This is a genomic window from Nonomuraea sp. NPDC050790, from assembly GCF_044456745.1.
In the GTDB taxonomy this organism is placed as follows: Bacteria; Actinomycetota; Actinomycetes; order Streptosporangiales; family Streptosporangiaceae; genus Nonomuraea.
This window is the reverse complement of record NZ_JBITGF010000008.1, coordinates 244,565-269,798: the sequence shown is the minus strand read 5'-3', so window position 1 is coordinate 269,798 and position 25,234 is coordinate 244,565. Positions and strand designations below refer to the sequence as shown.

General features: G+C 72.5%; 25 protein-coding genes. 6 read left to right on the top strand and 19 right to left on the bottom strand.

What is annotated here, in order from left to right:
* Positions 1-4 precede the first annotated feature (4 nt).
* Positions 5-856: a LysR family transcriptional regulator gene (locus tag ACIBEJ_RS37475; protein ID WP_397187676.1), complete on the top strand. Its 852-nt coding sequence runs from the start codon at positions 5-7 to the stop codon at positions 854-856.
* A 124-nt stretch (positions 857-980) separates the two neighbouring features.
* Here ACIBEJ_RS37475 and ACIBEJ_RS37470 read toward each other — a convergent pair whose 3' ends face one another.
* The 4 genes from ACIBEJ_RS37470 to ACIBEJ_RS37455 are packed head-to-tail and all read right to left on the bottom strand — an operon-like array spanning position 981 to position 5,398.
* The gene (locus ACIBEJ_RS37470; RefSeq protein WP_397187675.1) at positions 981-2,402 is read right to left on the bottom strand and encodes an RNB domain-containing ribonuclease; all 1,422 of its coding nucleotides are present in this window, start codon (positions 2,400-2,402) and stop codon (positions 981-983) included.
* Between the two features lie 15 nt (positions 2,403-2,417).
* Positions 2,418-3,245, bottom strand: coding sequence for a carbohydrate ABC transporter permease (locus tag ACIBEJ_RS37465; protein ID WP_397187674.1), 828 nt, complete (start codon positions 3,243-3,245; stop codon positions 2,418-2,420).
* Positions 3,246-4,124 carry a carbohydrate ABC transporter permease gene (locus ACIBEJ_RS37460; protein WP_397187673.1) on the bottom strand — a complete coding sequence of 293 codons (879 nt, stop codon included), beginning with the start codon at positions 4,122-4,124 and terminating at the stop codon, positions 3,246-3,248.
* Complete coding sequence (locus ACIBEJ_RS37455) at positions 4,121-5,398, bottom strand: ABC transporter substrate-binding protein (protein ID WP_397187672.1); 1,278 nt, start codon at positions 5,396-5,398, stop codon at positions 4,121-4,123. Before ACIBEJ_RS37455 ends, ACIBEJ_RS37460 begins: the two co-directional genes overlap by 4 nt.
* An 86-nt stretch (positions 5,399-5,484) precedes the next feature.
* Here ACIBEJ_RS37455 and ACIBEJ_RS37450 point away from each other — a divergent pair, with 86 nt between their 5' ends.
* The gene (locus ACIBEJ_RS37450; RefSeq protein ID WP_397187671.1) at positions 5,485-6,510 is read left to right on the top strand and encodes a LacI family DNA-binding transcriptional regulator; all 1,026 of its coding nucleotides are present in this window, start codon (positions 5,485-5,487) and stop codon (positions 6,508-6,510) included.
* A 4-nt stretch (positions 6,511-6,514) separates the two neighbouring features.
* On the opposite strand, the gene ACIBEJ_RS37445 is transcribed toward ACIBEJ_RS37450, so the two are convergent.
* Genes ACIBEJ_RS37445 through ACIBEJ_RS37425 form a run of 5 tightly spaced genes read right to left on the bottom strand, consistent with a single transcriptional unit; the run spans position 6,515 to position 10,166 of the window.
* The gene (locus tag ACIBEJ_RS37445) at positions 6,515-6,820 is read right to left on the bottom strand and encodes a hypothetical protein (protein WP_397187670.1); all 306 of its coding nucleotides are present in this window, start codon (positions 6,818-6,820) and stop codon (positions 6,515-6,517) included.
* Positions 6,817-7,578: a class I SAM-dependent methyltransferase gene (locus ACIBEJ_RS37440; protein ID WP_397187669.1), complete on the bottom strand. Its 762-nt coding sequence runs from the start codon at positions 7,576-7,578 to the stop codon at positions 6,817-6,819. Before ACIBEJ_RS37440 ends, ACIBEJ_RS37445 begins: the two co-directional genes overlap by 4 nt.
* A gap of 49 nt (positions 7,579-7,627) precedes the next feature.
* Positions 7,628-8,119, bottom strand: a complete 492-nt coding sequence (locus tag ACIBEJ_RS37435) for a hypothetical protein (RefSeq protein WP_397187668.1) — start codon at positions 8,117-8,119, stop codon at positions 7,628-7,630.
* Entirely contained in the window at positions 8,116-9,495 is a 1,380-nt protein-coding gene (locus ACIBEJ_RS37430) for an ATP-binding protein (RefSeq protein ID WP_397187667.1), read from the bottom strand. Before ACIBEJ_RS37430 ends, ACIBEJ_RS37435 begins: the two co-directional genes overlap by 4 nt.
* Positions 9,492-10,166 carry a response regulator gene (locus tag ACIBEJ_RS37425; RefSeq protein WP_397187666.1) on the bottom strand — a complete coding sequence of 225 codons (675 nt, stop codon included), beginning with the start codon at positions 10,164-10,166 and terminating at the stop codon, positions 9,492-9,494. Before ACIBEJ_RS37425 ends, ACIBEJ_RS37430 begins: the two co-directional genes overlap by 4 nt.
* Positions 10,167-10,311: 145 nt before the next feature.
* On the opposite strand from ACIBEJ_RS37425, the gene ACIBEJ_RS37420 reads away from it, so the two are divergent.
* Positions 10,312-10,824: a hypothetical protein gene (locus ACIBEJ_RS37420; protein ID WP_397187665.1), complete on the top strand. Its 513-nt coding sequence runs from the start codon at positions 10,312-10,314 to the stop codon at positions 10,822-10,824.
* A gap of 81 nt (positions 10,825-10,905) precedes the next feature.
* On the opposite strand, the gene ACIBEJ_RS37415 is transcribed toward ACIBEJ_RS37420, so the two are convergent.
* Positions 10,906-11,964 (bottom strand): glycoside hydrolase family 19 protein, encoded by a 1,059-nt coding sequence (locus ACIBEJ_RS37415; RefSeq protein ID WP_397187664.1) that lies wholly within the window; start codon positions 11,962-11,964, stop codon positions 10,906-10,908.
* A 174-nt stretch (positions 11,965-12,138) separates the two neighbouring features.
* Between ACIBEJ_RS37415 and ACIBEJ_RS37410 the strand changes: the two genes are divergently transcribed.
* Entirely contained in the window at positions 12,139-12,498 is a 360-nt protein-coding gene (locus ACIBEJ_RS37410) for a hypothetical protein (RefSeq protein ID WP_397187663.1), read from the top strand.
* Positions 12,499-12,634: 136 nt separating this feature from the next.
* Positions 12,635-13,630 (top strand): LuxR C-terminal-related transcriptional regulator, encoded by a 996-nt coding sequence (locus tag ACIBEJ_RS37405; protein ID WP_397187662.1) that lies wholly within the window; start codon positions 12,635-12,637, stop codon positions 13,628-13,630.
* Positions 13,631-13,639: 9 nt separating this feature from the next.
* Here ACIBEJ_RS37405 and ACIBEJ_RS37400 read toward each other — a convergent pair whose 3' ends face one another.
* Together ACIBEJ_RS37400 and ACIBEJ_RS37395 are read right to left on the bottom strand one after the other, a co-directional pair.
* The gene (locus tag ACIBEJ_RS37400; protein ID WP_397187661.1) at positions 13,640-16,300 is read right to left on the bottom strand and encodes a calcium-translocating P-type ATPase, PMCA-type; all 2,661 of its coding nucleotides are present in this window, start codon (positions 16,298-16,300) and stop codon (positions 13,640-13,642) included.
* Positions 16,301-16,484: 184 nt separating this feature from the next.
* Positions 16,485-17,054: a TetR/AcrR family transcriptional regulator gene (locus ACIBEJ_RS37395; protein ID WP_397187660.1), complete on the bottom strand. Its 570-nt coding sequence runs from the start codon at positions 17,052-17,054 to the stop codon at positions 16,485-16,487.
* A 230-nt stretch (positions 17,055-17,284) separates the two neighbouring features.
* On the opposite strand from ACIBEJ_RS37395, the gene ACIBEJ_RS37390 reads away from it, so the two are divergent.
* A complete protein-coding gene (locus ACIBEJ_RS37390; RefSeq protein ID WP_397187659.1) occupies positions 17,285-17,602 on the top strand; it encodes a hypothetical protein in 318 nt (105 codons plus the stop codon).
* Here the strand turns inward: ACIBEJ_RS37390 and ACIBEJ_RS37385 are convergent, their stop codons facing one another.
* From ACIBEJ_RS37385 to ACIBEJ_RS37355, 7 genes are read right to left on the bottom strand one after another with little or no spacing between them, the layout of a single operon-like run.
* Positions 17,603-18,559, bottom strand: coding sequence for an aldo/keto reductase (locus ACIBEJ_RS37385; RefSeq protein WP_397187658.1), 957 nt, complete (start codon positions 18,557-18,559; stop codon positions 17,603-17,605). It lies immediately after the preceding gene.
* 11 nt (positions 18,560-18,570) lie between these two features.
* Positions 18,571-19,680 carry a zinc-binding dehydrogenase gene (locus tag ACIBEJ_RS37380; protein WP_397187657.1) on the bottom strand — a complete coding sequence of 370 codons (1,110 nt, stop codon included), beginning with the start codon at positions 19,678-19,680 and terminating at the stop codon, positions 18,571-18,573.
* A 15-nt stretch (positions 19,681-19,695) separates the two neighbouring features.
* Positions 19,696-20,568, bottom strand: a complete 873-nt coding sequence (locus ACIBEJ_RS37375) for a branched-chain amino acid ABC transporter permease (RefSeq protein ID WP_397187656.1) — start codon at positions 20,566-20,568, stop codon at positions 19,696-19,698.
* A gap of 3 nt (positions 20,569-20,571) precedes the next feature.
* Complete coding sequence (locus ACIBEJ_RS37370; RefSeq protein WP_397187655.1) at positions 20,572-21,723, bottom strand: ABC transporter substrate-binding protein; 1,152 nt, start codon at positions 21,721-21,723, stop codon at positions 20,572-20,574.
* Positions 21,724-21,747: 24 nt separating this feature from the next.
* On the bottom strand, positions 21,748-23,529 hold the full coding sequence (locus ACIBEJ_RS37365) for an ATP-binding cassette domain-containing protein (RefSeq protein ID WP_397187654.1): 1,782 nt from the start codon (positions 23,527-23,529) through the stop codon (positions 21,748-21,750).
* Complete coding sequence (locus ACIBEJ_RS37360; RefSeq protein WP_397187653.1) at positions 23,526-24,245, bottom strand: ABC transporter ATP-binding protein; 720 nt, start codon at positions 24,243-24,245, stop codon at positions 23,526-23,528. The genes ACIBEJ_RS37365 and ACIBEJ_RS37360 overlap by 4 nt, the downstream gene beginning before the upstream one ends.
* Positions 24,242-25,189, bottom strand: coding sequence for an alpha/beta hydrolase (locus ACIBEJ_RS37355; protein WP_397187652.1), 948 nt, complete (start codon positions 25,187-25,189; stop codon positions 24,242-24,244). The genes ACIBEJ_RS37360 and ACIBEJ_RS37355 overlap by 4 nt, the downstream gene beginning before the upstream one ends.
* Positions 25,190-25,234 lie beyond the last annotated feature (45 nt).

Sequence of the window (25,234 nt, the reverse complement as noted above, 5' to 3'; positions counted from 1 at the left end):
GCTGATGGACTCCCGCCTGCTCCGCACGCTCGTCCGCGTCGCGCGCCTGGGATCGTTCTCGGCCGCCGCGGACGAGCTCGGCTACACGCAGTCCGCCGTCTCCCAGCAGATCGCCGCGCTGGAGGCCGACCTGGGACTGCCGCTGCTGCGCCGCAGGCCCGTCGAGCTCACCGAGGCGGGCGAGCGGCTGCTGGAGCACGCCGGGCCGCTGCTGCTGCGCATCGACGCCGCCCGCGCCGACGTGCGCCGCGCCGCCGCCCCCGCGCACCGGCTCACCGTGGCCGCCACGCCGCTCGCCGTCACCCCCGCGATCGCGCTACGGCTGGCGCGCGCCCGCGCCGCCCAGCCCCGCCTGCACGTCGAGCTGCGGACCGCGAGCCGGGACGGCGTGGCCGTCGAGGTCGCCACCGGCCGCGCCGAACTGGGCCTGGCCGACGGCATCACCGCGCCAAGCGACCCGCTGCGGCTGCCGGACGCCGGGCCGATGAGCGCCGTGGGCGTCGCGGAGGAGGACCTGGTCGTGGCGCTGCCCGGCGGGCACCCGCTGGCCGGGCGGGCGGGGCTGCGGCTGGCCGACCTGGTGGACGCGGTGTGGCTGCAGACCTCGCTGTGCCCGCTGGAACGGCTGCGCGAGCTGCTGGGGGGCGGCTTCCGCGAGGGCCTGGCCTATACCGGGGACGACGTTCACACCGTCCTCAACCTGGTCAGGGCAGGCCACGGCCTCACTCTGCTGCCCGCCTCGGTGGGGGAGGGGGTGCCGCTGCTGGGGCCCCGGCTGGTGCACCGGGTCGAACTCCTCCACACCCGCCTCCCCCCAGGCCCCGCCACCCAGATCCGCGACACCCTAACCCCCTGACCCCACCCCCACGCACCCGGCGCGCCCCGGGCCTGGCCTGCCGCGCCGGGCGTTGCCACGGCGGTCCGCGCCTGGTGTGCCTCGGGCCAGACCCTCCACGCCGGGCGTTGCCACGGGGTGGGGGTCAGGGGAGGGTGAAGCGGATTTCGCGGGTGGCGGGGTCGGCCTTGGCTAGCCGTACCGTGACGCGTTCGCCCAGCGGCAGGGCGCCGTCGCAGCGCGCGATCACGGCGGGCTCCACGAGCTGGACCAGGCCGCCGGTGCGGCGGTCGTCCACGTCGATCACGACCGCGGGGAAGTCCTGGCCGACGCGCTCGCGTAGCAGGAACGCCTCCACCAGGTCCACGCAGGCCCGCTCGACGCCGCCGGCGCGCCGCCCGGTCGCGGCCATGACCTCGGGCAGGCCGGGCAGGGCGGCGCGGATCTCGGCGGGGACGGGCTCGCCCGCGGCCACCGCCAGGCACACCTCGGTGGCGTAGCGGTCCACGAGGCGGCGCAGCGGCGCGGTCACGTGCGCGTACGGCGCCGCCACCGCCGTGTGCTCGGCCAGCGCGGGCGGCTCGCCGTCGAAGGCGACGTAGCCGGACCCGCGCAGCAGCACCTTCGATTCCTGGAGGAACGCCGCCTGCTGCGGGTTCTTCGGGTCGAGGCCGTGGACGACCGAGCCGTAGGAGGCGCCGTCGGGCCAGGTCACGTCGAGGGCCTGGGCGACCCTGCGCACCTTGGCCAGGTCGCCGGGCCGCGGCGGCGGCAGGACGCGGAGCACGCCGATCTCGGCGTCGAGCATCATCGCGGCGGCGGCCATGCCGGTCATCAGGGAGATCTGGGCGTTCCACGCCTCGGCCGGCAGCGGGATGCGGAACTCCAGCCGGTAGCCGTCGCCGTCGGGCACGACCTCCTGCTCGGGCGTCGGCAGCGTGACGCCGCCGCGCTCGCGCTCCAGCGCCAGGCGCAGCTCGCCGATCTCGCGCAGGAGCGCCAGGGTGCCGTCGGCCGTGCCGGTGTCGACGGCGGCCTGCACGTAGGCGTAGTCGAGGCGCTCGCGGCTGCGCACCAGGGCGCGCTGGACGTCGGCGCCGACCGTGCGGCCCTCGGCGTCGAGGTCGATCCGCCACACGGCGGCCGGGCGGGTCGTGCCGGGCAGCAGGCTGGCCGCGCCCTCCGACAGCACCGGCGGATGCAGCGGCACCTTGCCGTCGGGCAGGTAGACGGTCTCGCCCCTGGCGTGGGCCTCGTTGTCGAGGGCGCCGCCGGGCCGTACGAAGGAGGCGACGTCGGCGATCGCGTACCAGACGCGGAAACCGTCGCGCAGGCGCTCCAGGTGGACGGCCTGGTCGAGGTCCATCGACCCGGGCGGGTCGATGGTGACGAACGGCAGGTCCGTGAGGTCCTTGCGGTCACCGTGGTCGGCGTCCGCGGCGCGCTCGGCCTCGTGGAGCGCCGCCGCGGGGAAGTCCTCCGGCAGCTTCAGCTCCCGCCGGATCCGTTCGAACCCCTCGTCGAGCCGGGCCGGGACCTCGCCGTGCACACGAATCTTGGTCGTCACAGGGCAAACCTACCCTCAGCCCTTGATGGCGCCCTCCTCGACACCGCGGAAGAAGAAGCGCTGCGCCACGCCGAAGACGATCGCGATCGGCAGGAACGCGATCATGGTTCCGGCCGCGATCAGCCGAGGGTCGGAGCTGAAGGCCCCGCTGAGGTACTGCAGGCCGACCGTGAGCGTGTACCTGTCCGGATTGGTCAGCACGATCAGCGGCCACAGGAAGTCGTCCCAGGCGCCGATGAAGGAGAAGATGACCACCACGCTGAGCATGCCCTTGACGTTCGGCAGCCCGATGCGGACGAACCGCTGCCACGCGTCGGCCCCGTCGATGATCGCCGCCTCGTCCATCTCGTCCGGGATCGCGGCGAACGCGGTGCGCATGAGCAGCACGTTGAGCATCGCGATCGCGCCGGGCAGCGCCACGCCGAGCAGGGTGTCGGCCAGGCCCATGCTGCGCACGGTGACGTACTGGGAGATGATCGTCACCTCGGCCGGCAGGATGAGCGTGCCCAGCGTGAGACCGAGCAGCAGTTTCATGCCGCGGAAGCGGAGCTTGGCCAGCGCGTACCCGGCCAGCGTGGCGCCGACGGCGTTGCCGGTCACGGCCATGGCGGCCACGATCAGCGAGTTGGCGATGTAGGACCACACGGGGATGCTCTCGGCGACCCGCCCGTAGTTGTCCAGCGTGGGCTGCTGCGGCAGGAAGGCCGGGATCTCGGTGAAGACGTCCTCGCCGCTGCCCTTGAGCGAGGTGGACAGCATCCACGCGAACGGTCCCACGGTCAGCACGAGAACCAGGACGAGCAGCGCGTAACGCAGGACGTTCTCGCCGGTGAAACCGCGCATCTACGTCCCCCTCCTGTTGAGCCGCAGCAGCAGGAGCATCGGGCCCACCGTCACCACGAACAGCACCAGGCTGAGCATCGAGGCGTACCCGAGGTGGCCGGTGAAGCCGCGCGCGTACATCTGGATCAGCATCACGACCGACATGTCCTGCCCGCCGGGGCCGCCGGTGCCGTTGGAGAGCACGTAGAGCTCGGAGAAGACCCGCAGCGCCGAGACCGAGATCAGCACCGACACCAGCAGCATCGTGTTGCGCACGCCCGGCACTGTGATCGACCGGAAGCGGCGCACCGCGCCGGCCCCGTCGACCGCGGCGGCCTCGTGCAGCTCGCGCCGCACGTTCCCGAGCGCCGACAGGTAGATGACCATGTAGTAGCCCAGGCCCTTCCAGATCGTCAGGCTGATCGCGCTGAACAGCAGCAGCCACCGGTCGGTCAGGAAGGGCAGTGGCTCGGCGATCACCCCGAGCCACTGCGCGAACCCGTTGACCAGCCCGCGGTCCTCCAGCAGCCACTCCCAGATCAGCGCGACCACCACCGCGGAGGCGACCACCGGCGTGTAGAAGGTGGTGCGGAAGAACGTGATCCCCGGCAGCTTCTTCTCCACCAGTACGGCCAGCAGCAACGGCGCCAGCGTCAGCACCGGCAGGCAGACCAGCATGTAGATGACGCTGTTGAGCAGGGCGGTGGCGAGCTGGTCGTCGTTCAGCGCCCGGCCGAGGTTGGCCAGGCCGGTGAAGCGGCCGCCGCCCAGCGGCTTGGCGTTGGTGAAGGCCAGCACCACCGTGTTGACCGCCGGCCACAGGTTGAACACCACCAGCCACACCAGGCCGGGCGCGGCGAACAACCAGGGGGTCAGGCGCCCCTGGTAGGTCCTGATCACTGTTGGAGCAGCTCGTCGGCCTTGGCCACGGCGGTGTCCAGGGCCTGCTTGGAGGAGGCGCCGCCGCTGATCGCCAGCGAGATCTGCTGCTTGATGATCTTCGAGATGGCCTCGCCCACCTCGACCGGCTGCAGCATCTTGGCCTCGCCCAGCGACGTGAACGCGGTCACCTTGGCGTCGCCGCCGTTGGTGCCGTCGCTCTTGCTGAAGAACGGGTCGCCCGCCGACGCCTTGGTGCTCGGGAAGATGGCGGTCAGGCGGGCGAAGGCGGCCTGGTTGTCCGGGCTGGTCACCCAGCGGGCCAGCGCGGTGGCCGCCGCCGGGTTCTTGCTCCTGGCCGAGACCGACACGCCCTGCACGTACAGGGGCGGGGTGCCGAACGCCTTGCTGGAGACCACCTTCGGCGCCATCGACGGGTTGTCCACGGCCAGGGTGGAGATGAAGTTGCCGCCGGCCGTCGTCCAGGCCACCTTGCCCTCGGTGAACAGCTTGGCGTTGCCCGCGTAGTCGTCGGTCAGCACGTCCTTGGGCATCAGCCCCTCCTTGAACGCCTCCCGGTAGCGGTCCAGCACCGCCGCGGCCTCGGGCGTGTTGAAGGTGAAGCTCTTGCCGTCCTCGCTCATGAGCCTGACGCCGGCGTTGGCCAGGTCGCCCAGTTCCGGCTTGCGGCTCATCAGGTACACCTTGCCGCCGGACTTGTCCCTGAGGACGCGGGCCTGCTCGATCAGCTCGTCCAGGTTCGCCGGAAGCTTGGCCGGGTCGAGGCCGTGCTTCTTCAGCAGGTCGGCGTTCCAGTAGTTGACGTCGGTGTTGAGGTACCAGGGGTAGCCGTAGACGCCGTCGAGCCCGGCGAAGCGGTAGGCGGCCAGGCCGCCCTCGACGTAGTCGGCGAGCGCGGCGGCGTCGGACCTGCCGATGTCGGCCAGCATGCCCTGGCGGGCCAGCGGCAGCGCGAAGTCCGGCGGCAGGTTCGTCACGTCGGGCAGCGTGCCGCTCGCGGCCTGGCTCAGCACCTTGTCGGCGTAGCCTTCGCCGGGCTGGTCCAGCCACTCCACCTCGGTGCCGGGATACTTCTTCTCGAAGGAATCGATGACACCCTGGACGTAGTCGGTGAACTTCGGCTTCAACGACCAGGTCTGCAGCGAGACCTTCCCCGTGATTCCGCCGCCCGCGCTCGCCGCGGGGCTGTTCGCGGGGGCCTCGGCGTCACCGAGCCCGCAGCCCGCGAGCATCAGGACCGCCGCCGTGGTCAGCGCTGTTAAGGGGAAGCGCATGGTGCACTCTCCTGCCGGGGTTGCTAAACCGCTTCAGTTTTCGGGACTATCTACCCGCTGTACTTCTCGTGTCAAGGGGAGGGGCCGTGGCACGGCCGACGATCGACGACATCGCCCGCAGGGTCGGGGTGTCCAGGGGCGCGGTGTCGTTCGCGCTCAACGGGCGCCCCGGCGTCAGCGAGGAGACCCGCGCCCGCATCCTGGCGGCGGCGGAGGAGATGAACTGGCGCCCGCACAGCGCCGCCAGGGCGCTCGGCGGCGCGCGGGCGCAGGCGGCCGGGCTGGTCATCGCCAGGCCCGCGCGCACCATCGGCGTCGAGCCGTTCTTCGCGCACCTGCTGTCGGGCCTGCAGGCGGGCCTTTCGGCGCGGGGGGTGGCGCTGCACCTGCTCGTCGTGGAGGACACCGCCGCCGAGATCGAGGTCTACCGGGGCTGGGCGCGCGAGCACCGCGTGGACGGCTTCATCCTGGTGGACCTGCAGGTCGCCGACCCGCGCATCGCGGTCATCGAGGAGCTGGGGGTGCCCGCGGTGGTGCTGGGCGGGCCCGGCAGGCACGGCAGGCTGTCCAGCGTGTGGGCCGACGACCGCGAGGCCATGCTGTCGATCGCCGACTACCTGGCCGCGCTCGGCCACACCCGCATCGCGCACGTGGCCGGGCTGCCCGGCTTCCGCCATACCCAGCGCCGCATCCGCGCCCTGCGCGACGCGGCCAGGCGGCTGGAGCTGGCCGAGGTGGTGTCGGTGCCGACCGACTTCAGCGACGCCGAGGGGGCGGCGGCCACCCGCTCGCTGCTCTCGCGCGCCGCGCGTCCCTCGGCGATCGTCTACGACTCCGACGTGATGGCGGTGGCCGGGCTCGGGGTGGCCGCGGAGATGGGCGTGGAGGTGCCGCGCGAGGTGTCGATCGTGGCCTTCGACGACTCGGTGCTCAACCGCATCGTGCACCCCGCGCTGACGGCCCTGTCGCGCGACACGTTCACGCTGGGGGAGAAGGTCGCCGAGACCCTGCTGGAGACGCTGGAGGATCCCTCGCGGCCGCTGGAGGTCAAGACGCCGACGCCGCGCCTGACCGTCCGCGAGAGTACGGCACGAGCCGCTAAAGGGGTTTAGTTACCTAGAAGGTGAACCGCTTCGCCTTCTCGATGCAGTCCGGGCAGACCGGCAGGTCCACCGACCTGGCCACGGCCTCGGGCGTGGCCGGTCGCAGGGAGGCTAAGACGGTCAGGCCGGGCGGCAGGCCGGTCTCCGGATCGACCAGGAACGTCTCGACCTCCGCCGGATCGAAGTCGAACTCGCGCTTGCACCCGTAACAGCGGCCCGTCTCCACCCCTCCAGCGTACGACTCGATCGGCACGCCCCCATAGAAACCCCGGCCAGGATCCGGGTGGTGGATGTGCGCCGCGGCAAGCGGGGTGGTCACCGAGGTGAGGTCCGGTGGGGCTGGGAGGGGAGGCGGTAGACCGAGACGTGGGAGCGGGACTCGGCGGTGAACTCGGCGCCCGACCAGTCGGCGTGCCTGCTCTCCAGCTCGAACCCCGCGAGCTGCCCCATCAGGTCGAGCTCACTCGGCCAGATGTAGCGGTGCGGGCTGCGGAACAGCCGCGCCTGCCCGTCCTCGCCGAACCTGAAGTGATGGGAGACGACCTGCTGGCCCAGCACGTCGTAGGTGTCCAGGCCGATGTAGCCCGGCTCGCTGTGCCACACGGTCGCCTGCTTGCCGGGCGGCAGCGAGCGCAGCTCCGGCACCCACAGCTCGATCACGAACCGGCCGCCCGGCCCCAGGTGGCGGGCGGCGTTGCGGAAGCAGGCCACCTGCCCGGCCTGGGTGAGCAGGTTGGAGATCGTGTTGTAGACGAGGTAGACGAGCGTGTACTCGCCGGGCGCAGTAGCGGCGGACATGTCCCCGGCGACCACGGGGATGGCCGCCTCGTCCGCCTTCGTCCGCAACCGGTCGATCATCGGCCGCGACAGCTCGATGCCGGTGACCGGCACCCCCCGCTCGGCCAGCGGCAGCGCCACCCGGCCCGTCCCGATCGCGAACTCCAGCGCCCGCCCGCCGCCGGCCAGCTCGGCGAGCCGGTCCACGGCCGGCTGCAGGACCTCGGGCGCGAACATGCCGGTGCCCGGCGTGTCGTAGCGGCGCGCGGCCTCCTCGTCCCAGATCTCTTCCTGTCGCATGCCGCCAACGATGACCATGGACGCGCGCCTGTGTCCAGCACGGCGGCTCTCAGCGGTAGTCCGCGCAGCGCGCCGCGCCCCCGTCCGGTACGGTCACCCGCACCGCGTCCACGTCCACCCCGCGCCCCGCGGCGGTGGCGGCGGCGATCGTGCAGACGAGCTGGCCGGTGGCCGGGCGTGACAGGCGGGAGACCGGCGGCAGCCACCTGCCGCCGACCAGCGTCGACGAGCCCTTGTCCAGCACGAAGCCGTCCGCGCTCACCCGCACGGCCAGGTTCTTGGGCAGGGCGGTGCCGAAACCGCGCTCGCGTTCCCTGGCGGTGGGGCCGCCGGTCAGCAGTTCGACCGCCTCGGCGGCGGCCAGCGGGCCCTCGGGCCGGCCGGCGGAGACCAGGACGCCGTCCCGGACGAAGTACAGCCGGGTGCCCTCGGTGAACCCTCGGGCCGGTTCGCCGGCGCCGACCACGCCGGTGGGTCCGGTGCCGCAGGCCGTACCGGCGAGCAGAAGGAGCAGCAGCGGGAGCAGGGGGCGGGCGCTCACGGTCGGGTCCGTGGCAGCGTGAGGGTGAAGACGGCGCCGGGGCCGGGGGCGACGGTGAGGTCGCCGCCGTGCAGCCGGGCGTTCTCGCGGGCGATGGCGAGGCCCAGGCCGCTGCCCTCGGAGCGGGCGCGGGCGGCGTCGGCCTTGTAGAAGCGGTCGAACACGTGCGGCAGGACGTCCTCGGGCAGGCCGGGGCCGTGGTCGGCGACCCGGAGGGTGACCGTGCGCGGGTCGGCCCGCAGCGTGAGCGTGACCGGGGGCGCGCCGTGGCGCAGCGCGTTGCCGACGAGGTTGGCGACGATGACGTCCAGGCGCCGCGGGTCCACCGGGAGGTGGACGCCCTCGGGCAGGTCGGCGGTGACCGCGCCGCTCCAGCCGCGCGTGCGCAGGCAGGCGGCGACGGCGGGGCCCGCGTCCACCTCGTTGATGTTGAGGACGGCCGCGCCCGCGTCGAACCGGGAGATCTCCATCAGGTCGTCCACGAGCCGGGTGAGCCGGGCGATCTCGGCGCCGGCCATCCTGGCCGCGGTGGCGGCGTCGGCGTCGAGCCGGTCGGCGCGGGATTCGAGCACGTCGGTGACGGCGGTGGCGGCGGCCAGCGGGGTGCGCAGCTCGTGCGAGACGTCCGCCACGAACCTGCGCGACCTGGCCTCCATCTCGCGCAGCTCGCCGACCGAGCGTTCCAGCGCGGCGGCGGTCTCGTTGAAGCGCCCGGCCAGCCGGGCCAGCTCGTCGCCGCCGCGCACCGGCAGCCGCGTCTCCAGCCGCCCCTCGCCGAGGTTGCGCGCGGCGCGGTCCAGGTCGGCGACCGGGCGCAGCACGCCGCGCGCGGCCAGCAGCCCGGCCAGCACCGCCACCAGCACGACCGGCGCCGCCGCGGTCTGCGCCGCGCGCAGCACGGCCGCCTCGTCGGCGGCGGCCTGCGCGAGCGACTCGACGAGGTAGACGGTGATCCCGGACGGCGTGCCGCCCGCGCGCAGCATGACCCTGCTCCCACCCACCAGGTACGGCACGCCGTCCCGGCTGACCCGCTGCCAGACCAGCTCCGGCCGGCTCGCCACCGCCTGGCGCAGCGCGGCGGTGACGCGGGCGTCGCCGGGCACGGCGCCGTCCCTGACCACGTACACCCTGCGGTCGCCCACCTCGAGGTCCTCGGCCAGCAGGGCCAGCTCCTGGTCGTCGGCGGGCAGCACGACGTCGCGCGACAGCAGCAGCACCCGGTTCCTGAAGTCGTCGAGCAGCCGGTCCTGCGCGCCCGCCACCAGGTTCTGGCGCGCCTTGAGGTAGGTGAGCCCGGCCGCGGCCACCGCGCTCACCCCGCCGACCAGCACGAACGTGATCACGAGCCGGGCCCGCAGGCCCCGCAGCCAGGTCATACCGGCCCGAACCGGTAGCCGAACTTGCGCACGGTCTGCACGTACAGCGGCTCGGCCGGCACGTCCTCGATCTTGGCGCGCAGCCGCTGCACGCAGGCGTCCACGAGCCGGGAGTCGCCCAGATAGTCGTGCTCCCACACCGACTCCAGCAACTGCTGCCTGCTGAACACCCGCCCGGGCGCCGCCGACAGGTGCAGCAGCAGCCGCAGCTCCATCGGCGGCAGCGCGACCTTGCGCCCGTCCCGGTACACGGTCAGCGAGGCCCGGTCGACGCGTAGCGCGCCGTAGGTCTCCACGGGCGCCGGCACGCTCTCGGTACGGCGCAGCACCGCCCTGATCCTGGCCTCCAGCACCTGCGGGCGCACCGGCTTGACCACGTAGTCGTCGGCGCCCGCCTCCAGCCCGCCGACCACGTCGAAGTCGTCGCCCCGCGCGCTCAGCATCACGATCGAGGTGGCGGAGCCCGCGCGGATCCTCCGGCAGACCTCGAACCCGTCGATGCCGGGCAGCATGAGGTCGAGCACGACCACGTCGGCGGCGAACCCGGCCAGCCGTTCCAGGCCCTCCTCGCCGGAGGCGGCCGCCTCGACTTCGTGGTCGCGGCCCTTCAGGGCGAGCGTCAGGCCGTCCCTGACGGCCGGGTCGTCCTCGATCAGCAACACGCGAGCCATGCGTTCCAGTATCGGCCGCTTTGACGTGCGCTTTGTCCGGACTCGGGAGCTATTACACGTTCATGACATCGCGCTGACGGGTCGCTCATGTCGCCGCGCCAGAGTCTCAGGGGCAGTCAGCAGCCCCACCTATGGGAGGAAATCAGTGATCATCAACAGGCGACGTCTGGCCGTCATGGCCGCCCTGCCCGCGCTGGCGCTGAGCGCGGCCTGCGGAGCGCAGAGCTTCGCCAGCACGGCGGGCCAGCCCCCCGCGGCCGTGGAGTCCGCCGCCGCCAAGCCGAGCTGGCACGACAGCGCGGTGAAGTTCGCCGGGTGCATGCGGGACAACGGCATCGACATCCCCGACCCGGTCAAGGGCCAGGACCTCGACACGAGCGCCGTATCCAAGGTCACCCAGGCGAAGCTCGACGCCGCCATGAAGGCGTGCAAGGAGTGGGACTCGGTCATCCTGGGCGGCCACGAGCCCGCCTCGCCCGAGGAGGACGCCAAGTTCGCCGCGTGGGCGACGTGCCTGCAGAAGGGCGGTGTCTGGCAGCCGATCGGCAAGGAGGCCAAGCCGGCCGGGTTCAAGCAGGTCAAGCCGGGCTCCGCCGCGGAGAAGCGGGTCTTCGCGGGGTGCGCGTCGCTGGAGCCGCCGGCGCCGTACGAGCAGTAGAGGCCGGCGCCCTCACCCTGGCCATGGCCTCCGCGCCGTCCCACCGGGGGGGACGGACGGCGCGGAGGCGGGGTGCGGGCCCTAGCAGGACAGGTTGCCGCCGGGGGTGACGCCGAGGATCTGGGTGAAGCGCTGGTAGGAGTTGATCCGGCTCTGGACCTGGGCGGGGTTGCCGCCGTTGCACTCCCGGGCGCCGTTGATGCTGCGGATGGTCTCGCCGAAGCCGCGGCTGTTGACCATCGCGCTGTGCGGCGTCATGGTGCCGGGACCGGTCTGGGTCATCCAGTACCAGATCGCCGTCTTCCACGCCACGGACGCGTCCTGCTGCACCAGCCACGGGTTGGTCAGCAACGGCAGGCCGAGCGCGTCACCCGCGGTCTTGTAGTTGAAGTTCCAGCTCAGCTGGATCGGGCCGCGGCCGTAGTAGGCGGCCTGCCCGGCGGGGCAGCCGTAGGGGCGGCTCGCGTCGCAGTAGGTCGGGTAGTTGGCGGTGTTCTGCTCCACGATGTAGACGAGGCCGCCGCTCTCGTGGTGGACGTTGGCCAGGAAGGCCGCGGCCTCCTGCTTGCGCACCGTGTCGCTGCCCGTCTTGGCGAAGGCGGGGTAGGCGCTCAGGGCCGCGGTCAGGCCGCTGTAGGTGTAGAAGGAGTTCCGGCTCGGGAACATCTGATTGAACTGCGCCTGGCTCACCACGAACCCGCCCGGGTCCGGCGGGTCGGTCGGGCCGGGGCCGCCGTCGCAGGTGTACGGGTCCCAGTACCAGTGGCTGATCACCGGGTCGTATCCGGGGTTCTCGTGGACCGCGATGTAGTGGTTGCCGTCGGTGTAGCGGACGATGCTGCCCACCGCGTAGAACGTACCCGCCGCCCAGTTCGGGTAGGTGCACTGCGTACCGCCGCCGCCACCCGTACACGTTCCCTGGTCGGCCCAGACGGCCGCGCTGCCCGGGGTCTCGTTCTGGGTCCACCACTTGGCGGACCAGTTGCGCCCGTTGTGCGACACGACGGCGCCGCCGTTGTAGACGGAGGACGAACTCCACGCCGTGGCACAGGCCGCGGCGGTTGCCGCCGACGGCAGGACTACCGCCAGCACGCCCATGGCCAGCAGCAATGCCGCTAACGGGGCCAGGACTCTTCGCACGTTGCTCACTTCCTTAGGGGGGTGTGATAATGCTTAAGAAAGTTTCCTAATAGTTAACTGCCCATGAGGAAACGCGCAAGACCCAAAGTCAATGCGGGGCCGGATGCCAACGGCGGCATTCAGGCGTACGTTGAGGAACATCAACGCCGTTCCTCGTCGCCGTCTGAGAGGCCCATGTTTCTCCGCAGCCCGCAACTGTCCTCCCCGCGCCCGACCGGTCTCCTGATCGGCATCGGGTTCTTCGTGGTCATCGCCGCCTGCGCGGTGTCCGCTTTACTGGTCCCGCACGCCCTGGTCGAGATCCGCTTCGCCGTCGTGGGACTCATCGCCGCCCTCTACGCCGGCCTCACCGCCGACCTGCTCGCCGCCGCCGCGACCGGGGCGCTGGCCTGGACGATGGCCACCGGCTTCCTCATCGACCCGGCAGGTGAGCTCGTGCTGTCGGGCGGCATGGACGCGATCCGCCTGGCCGCGATCGTCGGCCTGTGCCTGGCCTCCGGCCTGTACGGCCTGTTCCGCCAGCGCGACACCTGACCACGGGAAGCGGTGCCCGCCGGAGGTGGCCGCTCCCTAGACTGTGCCAGGTGAACAGACTGTGCCAAATAAACAGACTGTGCCAGGTGAACCGCATAGTGCCGATCTATGGCCGTAAAGCGCGACATGGCGGAACGTGGGAGATCGCCGGCCGGATCTCCCCGGCGGCGTGCTGAGCGCCGCGGGCCTGGGCGCCGAGGAGGAGGCCGCCTACCGGCTCCTCGTCAGGACCACCGAGGTCGAGGTCGGCGAGCTGGCCGGGGAACTGGGCGTGACGGACGAGGCGGCCCGTGGTGCGCTCGGGTCGTTGCTGGCCAAGGGGCTGGCGCGAGCCGTCCCGGGGGAGATCGACAGGTTCACGGCGGTCGCCCCCGACGTCGCGCTCGCGGCGCGCCTGCACCGGCGCCAGGAGGAGGTCGACCGGGCCCGGCAGGCCGTCGAGCAGCTCACGGGGGAGTACCTGGCGCACTCCAGGCGGCGCGAGGCCGCCCAGCTCATCGAGGTGATCAGCAGCAGGGCGGCGCTGCGCGAGCAACTGCGGCTGCTGCAGGACAACGCCCGGCACGAGGTCGTGAGCCTGTGCAGGGCCGGGCACGTGGCGATGAGCTCGCAGGAGAACACCGAGGAGCTGACCGCGCTGCGGCGCGGGGTGGTCTACCGGGTGCTGTACGAGCGGGCCCTGCTGGAGGAGCCCGGCATGCTGGTCAACCTGGCCGAGGGCATGACGCTCGGGGAACGCGCGCGGGCGCTGCCCGAGCTGCCGGTGCGGATGATGATCGCCGACGGCGAGCTGGGCGTGCTCCCGCTGGTCCAGCACACCGGCGGCCTGACCCAGCTCACCGCCGCCCTGGTACGGCCGAGCAGCCTCCTCGACGCGCTCAAGGCGCTGTTCGAGAGCCTGTGGGAGCGCGGCACCCCGGTCAGCCTCACCACGCCGGGCAGCCCGCTCGACGCCGACCACCTCTACCTGCTGTCGCTGCTGCTGGCGGGCGTCCCCGACAAGTCGATCGCCACCCAGCTCAAGGTCTCGCAGCGGACCGTCCAGCGCCGCATCACCCACCTGATGGAGCGGGCCGGCGCCCAGACCCGGATGCAACTGGCCTGGCACGCCGCCCGCGAGAACTGGCTGTGACGCCCGCCCCTACGGCCGGGCCCCGGCCCGCCGCAGGAACATCTTGACCAGCTCGCCCAGCCACAGGATCACCGACGCCACCCCCACGCAGATCAGCCACTGCGCCGCGCTGAGGTTGGTGACGGAGAAGAAGTCGTGCAGCCCCGGCCACTCCACCATGGCCGCCAGCAGCACGAGCACGATGCCGATCGCCACGAACGTCGAGCGGTTGGAGAACGTCTCCCGGTGGAAGGCGCTGCGCAGGTCGTTGCGGACGTTGACCAGGTTGAAGACCTGGAAGAAGACGAAGGTGACGAACGCCATCGTCGCGGCCACCGGCTGGGGTGCCAGCGCGAGCACGAGCAGGGTCCCCACGGCCATCGTGGTGCCGGCCAGCAGGATCCGCAGCAGTCGCGCGGTGGTGAGGATGCGCTCGTCCCGCGCGCGCGGCGAGCGGCTCATGACGTCCGGACCGGCCGGGTCGACGCCGAGCGACAGCGCCGGCGGGCCGTCCATGATGAGGTTCACGAAGAGGATCTGCACGGCGGTGAACGGCGCGCCGCCCGCCAGCCCGGTGATCGACGCCGCCAGGAACGTGAGCACGAACCCGAACGCCGTCGAGAGCTGGAACCGGGTGAACTTCACGATGTTGGCGTAGATGCCGCGCCCCTCGCGCACCGCCTCGACCACGGTCGCGAAGTTGTCGTCGGTGAGGATCATCGTGGCGGCTTCCTTGCTCACCTCGGTCCCGGTGACGCCCATGGCGACGCCGATGTCGGCCCGCCGCAGGGCCGGGGCGTCGTTGACGCCGTCGCCGGTCATCGCCACCACGGCGCCGTCGTCCTGCAGCGCGCGCACGATCCGGATCTTGTGCTGCGGGGTGACCCTGGCCACCACCCCGATGTCGGGGAGCTGCCTGGCCAGTTCCTCGTCGGAGAGCTCGTCCAGGTCGGCGCCGGTCACCGCCTTGCCGGGGATGTCCAGTTCGCGGGCGATGGCCGCGGCGGTGACGGCGTGGTCGCCGGTGATCATCCGGACCTGGACGCCCGCCTCGTGGCACTGCTGGATGGCGGCGGAGGCCTCGGGCCGCGGCGGGTCGACGATGCCGACCAGCGCCATCAGCACGATGCCGTCGAGCGTGGCCTTGAGGTCGTCGGTCTCGGGCAGGTCGTCGAAGTCCTTCACGCCGACGGCCAGCACGCGCAGCCCCTGCTCGGCCAGTTCGCCGTTGGCGGCGGCGTACTCCTCGCGGGCCGCCGCGTCGAAGGGGCGGGGGCCCGCGGCGGTCAGGTAGCGGTCGGCGCGGGCGGCCAGCACGTCGGGCGCGCCCTTGACGAAGCAGCGCACCCGGCCGTCCTCCCGGTGGAAGGTGGCCATGAACTTGTCGTCGGAGTCGAAGGGCACCTCGGCGATCCGAGGGTGCCTGCGGCGCAGCGCCATGACGTCCACGCCGCCCTTCTCGGCCAGCACGACCATCGCCAGCTCGGTGGGGTCGCCGACCACGTCGTCGGCGGCGCGCGCCACCGCGTCGGTGCACAGCGCCATGGCCACGAGCGCGGCGTGCAGCGTCTGGCTGTCGGGCGGGTCGTCGTCGGTGCTGCGGATGCGGCCCTCCACCGAGTAGCCCTGGCCGGAGACGGTGAAGCGGCGGTCGGCCAGGTACACCTCGCGGGCGGTCATCTGGTTGAGCGTCAGCGTGCCGGTCTTGTCGGTGCAGATCTGGGAGGTGCTGCCCAGGGTCTCGACCGAGGCCAGCCGTTTGACGATGGCGCCCCTTTTCGCCAGGCGGGCCGTACCCATGGCCAGGGTGAAGGCCACGACGGCGGGCAGCCCTTCGGGGACCGTGGCCACCGCCAGCGAGACGGCGGTCATGAACAGCTCGCCGAGCGGCTGGCCGCGCAGCAGCCCCAGGACGAACACGACCGCGATCACCGCGAGCGCGATCAGCGCCAGCGTCTTGCCGAGCGCGTCGATCTGGCGCTGCAGCGGGGTCGGGGCCTGCTTGGTCTGCTGGAGGAGCCCGGCGATCTGCCCGATCTCGGTCGAGGCGCCGGTCGCGGTGACGATCAGGCGGGCGTGGCCGCGGGTGACCGTCGTGTTCATGAACACCGCGGTGGAGCGGTCGGCCAGCGGCGCGTCCCGCGGCACGACCGCCTCGGCGGACTTGGCCGAGGGCTCCGCCTCGCCGGTCAGCGCGGACTCCTGCACCTCCAGCGACGCCGAGGACACCAGCCGCCCGTCGGCCGGCACCCGGTCGCCCGCCTCCAGGTCGACCACGTCGCCCGGCACCAGGTCGGCCGCGTCGAGCCGCATGGCCGCCCCGTCGCGCAGCACGGTGGCCTCGGTGTGGAGCATCTTGCGCAGCGCCTCCAGCGACGCCTCCGCCCGGGACTCCTGCACGAACCCGATCGTCGCGTTCAGGATGACGACCAGCACGATGATCGCCGGCGTCTCCCACTCGCGGGTCACCACGAAGCTCACCACGGCCGCGCCGATCAGCGTCAGGATCAGCAGATCCTGGAACTGCCGCAGGTAGGCGTGCCAGCGCGGCTCGCGAGGGGCCTCGGGCAGCCGGTTGGCGCCGTGTTCCTCCCTGCGCCGTACGGCTTCCGCCCCGCCCAGCCCGACGGCCGGGTCCACCTGCTGCCGCTCGGCCGTCTCGGCGGCGTCGATGGCATACCAAGCGCTCATGATCCCACGTTATGATCGCGAGCCCATCGCCGCCATCTGGCACATGGCGGCATTGCGCCAATTCTGTCCCCTGTGTGAAGCCAGGGCTTGAAACCACCTTCGGTAGCCGCCCGATCACTCTATGCTGTGACGGGGCCTGCGGCGTGGACACTATGGGGGTTCTCCACCCGCCAGGCCCCCTCGCTCACCGCATCAGCCGGTCGATCACCTGGTGCAGGTAGGCGCGGAAGCGCGCGAGCTCCGCCGGTTTCACCGTACGCTCGCTGCGCCGCCGGTCGAGCACGCCGCCGGTGAGAAAGCCGTAAACACACCACACGATCATCCAGACGAAGTAACGAGCCTCCACTTCCCGCGGCAGCAGAGGCGAAATGGCCCGGAGAATCTCATCCAGCAGCGGCCGGGTGTATGCCTCCTCGAGTTCCGGAATGTCGGCCGCGTCGCCCATCCAGCGATGCATCCACAACAGGACCAGCATCGGATGGGCCGCGAAGAAGTCCAGATAGGCGTCCACCATCCGGTGCAGCGCCTCCGGCGTCCCCGTGAACTGGGCCAGCGCCGCCGATATCGCGGCGTATTCCGCCTGGTCGGCGCGGAGCATCACCATCTTGTACAGGTCGGCCTTTCCGCCGAACTCCTGGCCGACGAATGCCGGATCGACCCCGGCCGCCCGTGCGATGAGCCCGATATCCGTTTCGTCGTAACCCAGTTCGGCGAAAAGCTTGGTCGCCACCTCAAGGACCTGATCCGCGCTCACCGGCATTACCGTAGATAGGCCCCATGCGAAATCCCAGCAGGCTCGCTGAGACCGCGTACTTTCGTGCGGTGGCGGCCGTTGATCTCCGGTTATGTTCCTCCGGCGCCACGGACGGGACGCCGGCCCTGGACCCGCCCGGCCCGCCGGGTTACCTTCGGAGCGGCACGCCCGAAGTCATCCCGCGGACCCGTAGGGGGTGCGTCATCAGCGCAGCACGGATCATTCTGGGTTTGTCGTTGTCCCTCGCCTTCGTCCTGGCCGCCCCGCCCGCCCAGGCAGCCGGACCCGTCTGCGTCCCCGAGGCCCCGGTGTGCGCGGGCCTGGACGGGGCGCGGTTCGTGTTCACGATCAAGCCGCCGCCCTCCGGCCTCTCCGTCAGGGCCACGGTCAACGGGGTCTCCAGGGGCGGTCCCATCTCCATGATGACCACGCCCGCCTACCTGCAGGGCTCCTACCACCCGGTGCCGGCGCTGGTGCCCGGCGACGTCGTGTGCATGTGGTTCCACGCGCCCGGCGTGCCGCCGGGGCCGTACTGCGACACCTACTAATCAGGGCCCCTCGGGGTCGACCGCGTCGCGGTCGGCCCAGAACGGCGCCACGATCTGCCTGATCCGCTCCGCGCCGACGCGCTCCAGCACGGCCAGCGCGCCGACGTTGCACACCAGTTGCCGGGTGCTGCTCGCGCCGAACAGCACGGTGCACGTGGCCGGATGCGACAGCGCGAAGGCGATGCAGAGCTGGGCCGCGGTCGCCCCCACACCCGCGGCGGCCTCGGCCAGCCCGGGCGCCGCTTCGACGATCCGCTCGCGCACGCCGCCCGGATCGCGGCCGATCTGCCGGGAGGGGCTGGTCCGGCCCGCCAGGATGCCGCCCTCCAGCACGTCGGACGCCTGCAGCGACAGCCCCTCGGCGAACAGCGGCGCGAACGGCTCGCCGTCCGGGATCGAGCGGCGGCACGGGCTGTACTTGAGCTGCGCGAGCTGGGGCCCAGGAGAGCCGGCGGCCAGGGCGTGCGCGCCGATCGTCCGGATCGCGGTCGCCGACCAGTTGTTCACGCCCCAGCAGCCGATCATCCCGTCGCGCTCCAGCTCGGCCAGGTCGCCGGCCAGCCGTTCGAGATCGAGGTCGGCGCGCCGGACGTCGCCGAGGACCACCAGGTCGGCCCGGTCGGCGCCGACCCTGAACAGCGCGTGCTCCAGTTGCTCGCGCAGCGGCTGCTCGGGGTAGCGCTCCAGCCACAGCTTCTCCGACAGCAGGTAGTCCTCCCTGGCCAGGCCCGCGGCCCGGACGATGGCTGAGAACAGCACGTCGGTGAAGACCGGCGGATGCCCCGGCAGGCCGTACACGCCGACGTCGAACAGGTTGACGCCCAGGTCGGCGGCGTGGCGCACCATCGCGACGGCCTCGGCGAAGTCCATGCGGTCGTAGACGTGCCACGACCCCAGGGACAGGACCGACGCCTGCGGCCCGTGCGTGCCGATCGTGCGGCGGGGAACGGTGTGCATCGGACTCCTCGTCACGGTAGCCACGGATGGATGACGGCCTTGACCTCGTCGAGCCTGGACATCGCCCGGAGCGCGGCGGTCGCCGCGCCCAGCCCGGCCGGAGCGCCGAACATGGCGTCCCAGCCGAAGCGGGTACGGAAGCCCCGCAGGAACTCCAGGGCGCGGTGGTAGTCGCCGATGTCGCCGTTGAGCGAGCCGAGCACGCGCAGTTCCTTGCCCATGATCGTGCCCATCGGGACCGGGTCCTGGCGCGGGCCCGTGCTGCCGACGACCACGAACGTGCCGCCCCAGGCGGCCATGTCGACGGCCTGCGCCGCCACGCCCGGCGCGCCGGCCAGGTCCAGCACCAGTTCGGCGCCGCGCCCGTCGGTGGCCTCCATGACCTGGCCGAGGCGCTCGGCCGGGGTGCCGTCCAGGCCGATCACGACGTCGGCGCCGAAGCGGCGGGCCAGCTCCAGCCGGGCCGCCGGGGCGCCGACGGTGATGACCGTGCCCGCCCCCGAGGCGGCGGCCATGGCCGTGGCCACCAGCCCCAGCGCTCCCGCGCCCTGGACGACGACCGCGGCGCCGGGGCGGACGCCGCCGGCCCTGCCGTAGGCGTGGACGACGGTCTTGACCGCGCAGCCCGCCGCGGCCGCCCAGGTGTCGGGGACGTCGTCGGGCACCAGGAGCTTGAGCGCGCCCGGCCTGACGTAGGCGTACTCGGCCAGGCCGCAGGTGGAGTACGGCCAGGCGTCCGCACGCTGCGTGAACCCGTAGCCGCGCTGGGCGCAGGCGACCGGGCTGCGCAGCACGGTGCAGCCGTGGCAGTGCCCGCACGTCGACTCCGACCAGCCGATCCGGTCCCCGGCTCGCACCGGCCGGCCCAGCGCGTCGAGGGTTCCCGGCCCGGCGGCGGCGACCGTGCCGGCCATCTCGTGGCCGAGCACCATAGGCAGCATGCCGGGCCAGGCCATCGCGCCGGTCCAGATGTGCACGTCGGTGGCGCACAGGGTGGCGCAGCCGATCCTGACGACGGCCGCGCCCGGCTCCACCTCCTGCGGCAGCGGAAGCTCCTCGATGACCAGCGGCTCGCCGTGCTCGCGGAGCACGGCGGCGCGGGTGGCGGTCGGGACGGGCACGATCGGGTTCCTTTCTCAGCGGGTGTGGGCGGTGTCCCAGATCTCGTTCCTGCTGCGCCACCACAGCAGCACCAGGATCACCAGGAAGGGCACCACGCCGCGGTAGGCCTGCAGGCCGCTCAGCGAGACGGCGGCGCCCTCCAGCAGGCCGAGGATCAGCCCGCCCGCGAGCGTCATCGGCAGGCTGCGGAACGCGCCCACCATGGCCACGGCCAGCGCGGTGGTGATGAGGTTGCCGAGCGTGGCGAAGTCGCCGCCCAGCCGAGGCGCGACCAGGACGATGACCAGCGTGCTGAGCCCGCCGATGACCGCCCACACCGCCATGGCCAGGCGCGGCACGGCGATGCCGACCACCTGCGCGGTCGTGGGACGCTCCGACAGCGCCTGCAGCCGCAGGCCCAGCAGGGTCCGGCCGAACAGCAGCCCCACCCCGGCCGTGATGAGCGCGGCGAAGGCCAGCGAGACCAGCGTGGACAGCGGCACCACGACGTCGCCCAGCACGAACGCCGGCCCGTCCAGCGGCGCGGGGAAGCGCCGCGTGCCCGTCGTCGCGCTGCCGAACACGCGCAGCCCGATCGCCATGATGGCCACGTACAGCGCGACCGTCACCGCGGCCTTGGTCCGCTCGCTGTGCTCGCCGAACCACCGCACGAGCACCGCGCCGACCAGCGCCGACAGCGCGGCCCCCGCCACGACCCCCGCCGCCAGCGCGAGCGCGCCGTGCGTGCCCGCCTCGATCAGCGAGACCATCACGTACGCGCCCACCGCCCCCGTGGCCGCCATGGCGAAGTTCACCACGGCGACCAGCCGGTAGGTCAGCACCACGCACAGCCCGAGCAGCGCGTACACGCCGCCGCTGGTCAGTCCGGCGATCAGGGAGTTCAGCACCGCTCAGCCCTTGCCGGGGATGACGAACCCCTCGGGCAGCACCCGCCACGCGCGGTTCTCCGCCTTGACGAACCTGGCGCCCTCGACCGGGTTGTGCGCCTCACCCGGCCCGAACACGTACGGCGTGCCGACCATGGGATAGTCCACCGGCTTCATCTCCTTGAACGCCTTGGTCACCGACTCGCGGGTGATCGGCCCCTTGATGCCCTTGAGCACCTGGACGAAGACGTCGGCGGCCATGACCGCGCCCTGGCTGAAGGCCGTCTTGGGAATCCCGTTGGCGCTGACGATCTTGGCCCACCTGTCGTTGCCGGGCAGGGTCTCGTCGGTGTAGGGCTGCCACTCGGTGGCCGAGTACACGTTGAGCCCCTCGGGGATCGCCTGCGCGTTGGCGTCGGTGTAGCTGTTGGCCAGCATGACGAAGTCGACGGCGCTCATGCCCTGCGTCTTGGCCTGCGCGAACCACGGCCCCACCTGCGAGTTGTACAGGATGCCCGCGCAGCCCGCCTCCTTGGCCTTGACCAGGTAGGGGGTCGGGTCGCCCGTGCCGACGGAGGTCTCCTTGACGGTCAGCTGCTTGCCCGTGACCGTCGACCACTCCTTGATGGCGTTCTCGATGCCGTCGCCGCTGCCGGGCAGCACCGTCAGGTACGCGCACACCTTCGCGTGCTTCTTCGTCTCCGACAGGAAGTACAGGGCGGCGGTGAGCTGCTTGTACGGGCCGGGGTTGACCGGGGCGATGTTCGGGCTGGTGAAGCAGGCGGGGTCGACGCCGATGGCCGGGATCGAGACGATGCCCGCGCTGCTGTACTTGGCCCGGTTCAGGCCGCAGTCCACAGCGCTGGAGGAGCCGACCAGGGCCGTGACGCCCTCGGACTCGATCAGCTCCACGGCGGCCTCGGTCGAGCGCTGCGGGTTCATGGCGTCGTCCTTGCTGATGAACTCGATCTTCCGGCCGCCGATCCCGCCCGCCGCGTTGACCTCGTCGAAGACGGCCTTCACGGCCTTGGGCACCTCGGGCGCCTGGAACTGGCCCGTGATGCCGTTGATCGCGCCGACCTTGATGGGGCCGTCGGTCCCGCCGTCGGCGGCGCATCCGGCCAGTGCGAGCGCCGCGACCCCCAGCGCGGCGGCGAGCCTGTGTGCAAGCTCCATGTGCGTGCTTCCTCCTCAGGGAGATCAGGCCAGCGGGGCAGCCGCTATGCCGAGGTAGGCGTTGACGACGGCGGGGTCCTCCATGACGTCCCTGGTGGGGCCGGTGGCGATGACCCGCCCGAAGTCCAGGACGGTGAGCTGTGCGCAGGCCGCGGTGACCAGTTCCATGTCGTGCTCGACCAGCATGACGGCGACGCCGTATCGGGCGGGCACCTCGGCCAGCCGGGCGGCGAAGCGCAGCGACTCCGCGCCCGACTGCCCGGCGGCGGGCTCGTCCAGCAGCGCCACCCTGGGCCGGGCGGCGACGGCGGCGGCCACGTCGAGCAGCCGCCTGGTCCCGGCGTCCAGCAGCGACACCGGCACCTCGGCCGGCGGGCAGCCGAAGAACCCCAGCAGATCCTCGGCCTCGGCACGGTCCAGGCGGCGACCGGCGCCGATCGTCAGGTACTCGTGCTGGGTGAGCTCGGCGGGGATCGTGGTGGTCTGGAAGGTACGGCGCAGCCCGCGCCTGGCCCTGACGTCGGGCCGCAGGCCGTCCAGCGGGGATCCGGCGAGCGCGATGGAGCCCTGGTAGCCGCCGATGAAGCCGGTCACGGCGGCGATGAACGTGCTCTTGCCCGCGCCGTTGGGCCCGATGAGCCCGGCCACCTCGCCCTCGCGCACGGTCAGGTCCACCTCGTGCAGCGCGCTGACCTCGCCGAAACGCACGGTCAGCCCGCTGACCACCAGCAGGGGAGCCCCGGACGGCGGCGAAGGCGCGCCGGGAGGAGGCCCGGTGGGTGCTGGCTCGGTGGCTGGCGGCCCGGTGGGTGCTGGCTCGGTGGGCGGTGGCTTGCCGGGTGGGGGCGCCGTCCCGGCGTGGGCTTCGAGCAGTGGCCGCGCGGCCCGCTCCCGCCTGCGCGCCTGGACGAAGTCGGTCTGGCTCACGCCGGAGCGCAGCGCGAGCACGGCGAAGACGCCGAACAGCATGCCGCCCAGGTCCTGCGGCAGGTGCAGCCGCTCCAGCACGGTGGCCATGACCGCCCCGAACACGCCGCCCATGATCGCGCCGTCCACGTGGTGCGGCCCGATGAGGATGGCGACGGCGAAGAACGCCAGCGACTGCCCCATGGAGAAGTTCTGCGCGACCACCAGGCCGAGCTGCCCGGCCATGAGCCCGCCGCCGATCGCCGCGACGAACGCGCTGATCGCGAACGCGGCCAGTTTGCTGCGCGCCACCGACACCCCGTGCGCGGCCGCGGCCCGCTCGGAGTGCCGCAGCTCCAGCCAGGACATCCCGAGCCGGGTCCGGTTGAACAGGCTCAGCCCGATCGCCACCACGCAGAAGACGATCACGGTCAGCACGAAGTACGCCCGGTCGCCGGAGAACAGCGCGGGCCGTACGACCGTCTTCAGCTCACCCGTGCCGGGGAACTGGTTGGCGTTGAGCACGATGTCGGTCGAGACCGCGAAGCCGAAGGTGACCACGGCCAGGTTCACGCCGCGGATGCGCAGCGCGGGCAGGCCGATCAGCACGCCCACCGGGACCGCCGCCAGCCCGCCCAGCACCAGCCAGAGCAGGAACCCGCCGGGCGCGTCGTGCAGGTTGAGCTTGAGCACCACCCACGCGCCGATCGCCGCGAACGACATCTGGCACAGCGACATCATCCCGGCCCTGCCGACGATGACGCCGTAGCTCTGCATGATGACCGAGACGACGACGGCGGTGATCGCCAGGAAGACCCAGTGGGCGGAGAACAGGGCGGGCACCGCGACGCAGGCCGCCACGGCGAGGCCGAGTCCGATCGCGAGGCCGCGCGGGCTCATGCCGGCGCCGCCCCGAAGTAGGACTCGTGCAGCAGCCCCGGCTCCCGTCGCAGCTCCGCGCAGGTGCCGTCGTAGCCGACCCGGCCCTTGCGCAGCACGTACGCGCGCGTCCCGATCTCCAGCGCCAGCGCCGCGAACTGCTCGACCAGCAGGATCGAGATGCCGAGCCCGACCATCTCGCCCACCGCCCGCATCAGCCGGCGCACCACCACGGGCGCCAGCCCCATCGACATCTCGTCGATGAGCATGACCCGGGGGTCGGCGACCAGCGCGCGGCCGAGCACGAGCATCTGCTGCTCGCCGCCGGACAGGTGCCCGGCCTGGAGGTTTCTGCGGCGCTCCAGCTCGGGGAAGAGCGTGAACACGCGGCCCGGATCGCCCTGCCCGCTGCGCGAGACGAGCAGGTTCTGCTCGACGGTGAGCGCGCGGAAGACGGTGCGGGACTGCTCGACGTAGCCGAGTCCGGCGCGGGCCCTGCGGTAGGCGGGCAGCTTCTCGATCGGGGCGCCGCCCAGGCGGACGGTGCCGGCGGACATGGCGGCGACGCCGGCGATGCCGTCCATGAGCGTGGACTTGCCCGCCCCGTTCGAGCCCAGCACGACGGTCACCGTGCCGGGCTCGACCTCCAGCGAGACCTCGTGGACGATCTCGGCCTCGCCCCGCCTGACGCCGACCGCCTCCAGGCTGAGCACCGCGCCCGGAGCGGCGGCGCTCACCGCCCGCCTCCGCCGAACGCCGTCCGCAGCGCCCCGGCCACCCGCTCGTGCGCCGCGCGCGCGGCGGGCAGCTCGGTGGCCAGCAGGCCGAAGAAGCCGTGGATCAGCCCGTCGTAGCGGACCGCCTCGGCCGCCACTCCGGCCTCGCGCAGCCGGGCCGCGTACTCCTCGCCCTCGTCGCGCAGCACGTCGTACTCCGCCCCCAGCACCAGCGCGGGGGCCAGCCCCGACAGGTCGTCGGCGCGCAGCGGCAGCAGGTAGGGGTCGCGCAGGTTCGTGGGATCGCGCGGATAGAGGGTGAAGAACCACTCCATGCTCGCCCTGGACAGGAAGTAGCCCTCGGCGTAGTCGCGGTAGGAGGCGCGGCCGTCGTCGGGATGCCCGAGCACCGGCGAGATCAGCACCTGCAGCGACAGCCGCGGACCGCCCAGGTCGCGGGCCTTCAGCGCGGCCACGGCGGCGAGGTTGCCGCCGGCGCTCTCGCCGCCGACGGCGATCCGTCCCGGGTCGGCGGCGATCTCCGCGCCGTGCTCGTGGACCCAGCGCACGGCCGCGAAGCAGTCCTCGGCCGCGGCGGGGTAGGGGTTCTCGGGCGCGAGCCGGTAGTCCACCGACACCACGACCACACCCGCCCCCGAGCACACGGTACGGCAGGCGTACTCGTTCTCGTCCAGGCTGCCGATCGTCCACCCGCCGCCGTGGAACCACACGAAGGCCGGGAACGGCCCGGCCCCCTCCGGGGTGTACACGCGCACGGGGATCTCACCGGCCGGCCCCGGGATCGAGGTGTCGCGCACCCCGGCCACCTCCGGCAGCACGTCGGGCAGCCGCCACGTGGTGCGGAACTGCTCGCGCATGGTCTGGGGGTCCAGCACGACGGGTCGGCCCGGTTCCACGGCGGGAGTGCGGTCGATGATCGCCTGCGCGTCGGGATGCAAAGGCATGCCTACCTCCGCTCGCCGGGGTGGGAGATGCACCCGGGATCAGGA

Excerpts from the sequence above, each read along its gene's own strand:
- ACIBEJ_RS37475 (WP_397187676.1), top strand. The coding sequence starts at position 5 with ATGGACTCCCGCCTGCTCCGCACGCTCGTCCGCGTCGCGCGCCTGGGA.
- ACIBEJ_RS37400 (WP_397187661.1), bottom strand. The coding sequence starts at position 16,300 with ATGAGCGCTTGGTATGCCATCGACGCCGCCGAGACGGCCGAGCGGCAG.
- ACIBEJ_RS37410 (WP_397187663.1), top strand. The coding sequence starts at position 12,139 with ATGTTTCTCCGCAGCCCGCAACTGTCCTCCCCGCGCCCGACCGGTCTC.
- ACIBEJ_RS37440 (WP_397187669.1), bottom strand. The coding sequence starts at position 7,578 with ATGCGACAGGAAGAGATCTGGGACGAGGAGGCCGCGCGCCGCTACGAC.
- ACIBEJ_RS37425 (WP_397187666.1), bottom strand. The coding sequence starts at position 10,166 with ATGGCTCGCGTGTTGCTGATCGAGGACGACCCGGCCGTCAGGGACGGC.
- ACIBEJ_RS37355 (WP_397187652.1), bottom strand. The coding sequence starts at position 25,189 with ATGCCTTTGCATCCCGACGCGCAGGCGATCATCGACCGCACTCCCGCC.
- ACIBEJ_RS37430 (WP_397187667.1), bottom strand. The coding sequence starts at position 9,495 with ATGACCTGGCTGCGGGGCCTGCGGGCCCGGCTCGTGATCACGTTCGTG.
- ACIBEJ_RS37455 (WP_397187672.1), bottom strand. The coding sequence starts at position 5,398 with ATGCGCTTCCCCTTAACAGCGCTGACCACGGCGGCGGTCCTGATGCTC.
- ACIBEJ_RS37465 (WP_397187674.1), bottom strand. The coding sequence starts at position 3,245 with ATGCGCGGTTTCACCGGCGAGAACGTCCTGCGTTACGCGCTGCTCGTC.
- ACIBEJ_RS37385 (WP_397187658.1), bottom strand. The coding sequence starts at position 18,559 with ATGCACACCGTTCCCCGCCGCACGATCGGCACGCACGGGCCGCAGGCG.
- ACIBEJ_RS37365 (WP_397187654.1), bottom strand. The coding sequence starts at position 23,529 with ATGAGCCCGCGCGGCCTCGCGATCGGACTCGGCCTCGCCGTGGCGGCC.
- ACIBEJ_RS37370 (WP_397187655.1), bottom strand. The coding sequence starts at position 21,723 with ATGGAGCTTGCACACAGGCTCGCCGCCGCGCTGGGGGTCGCGGCGCTC.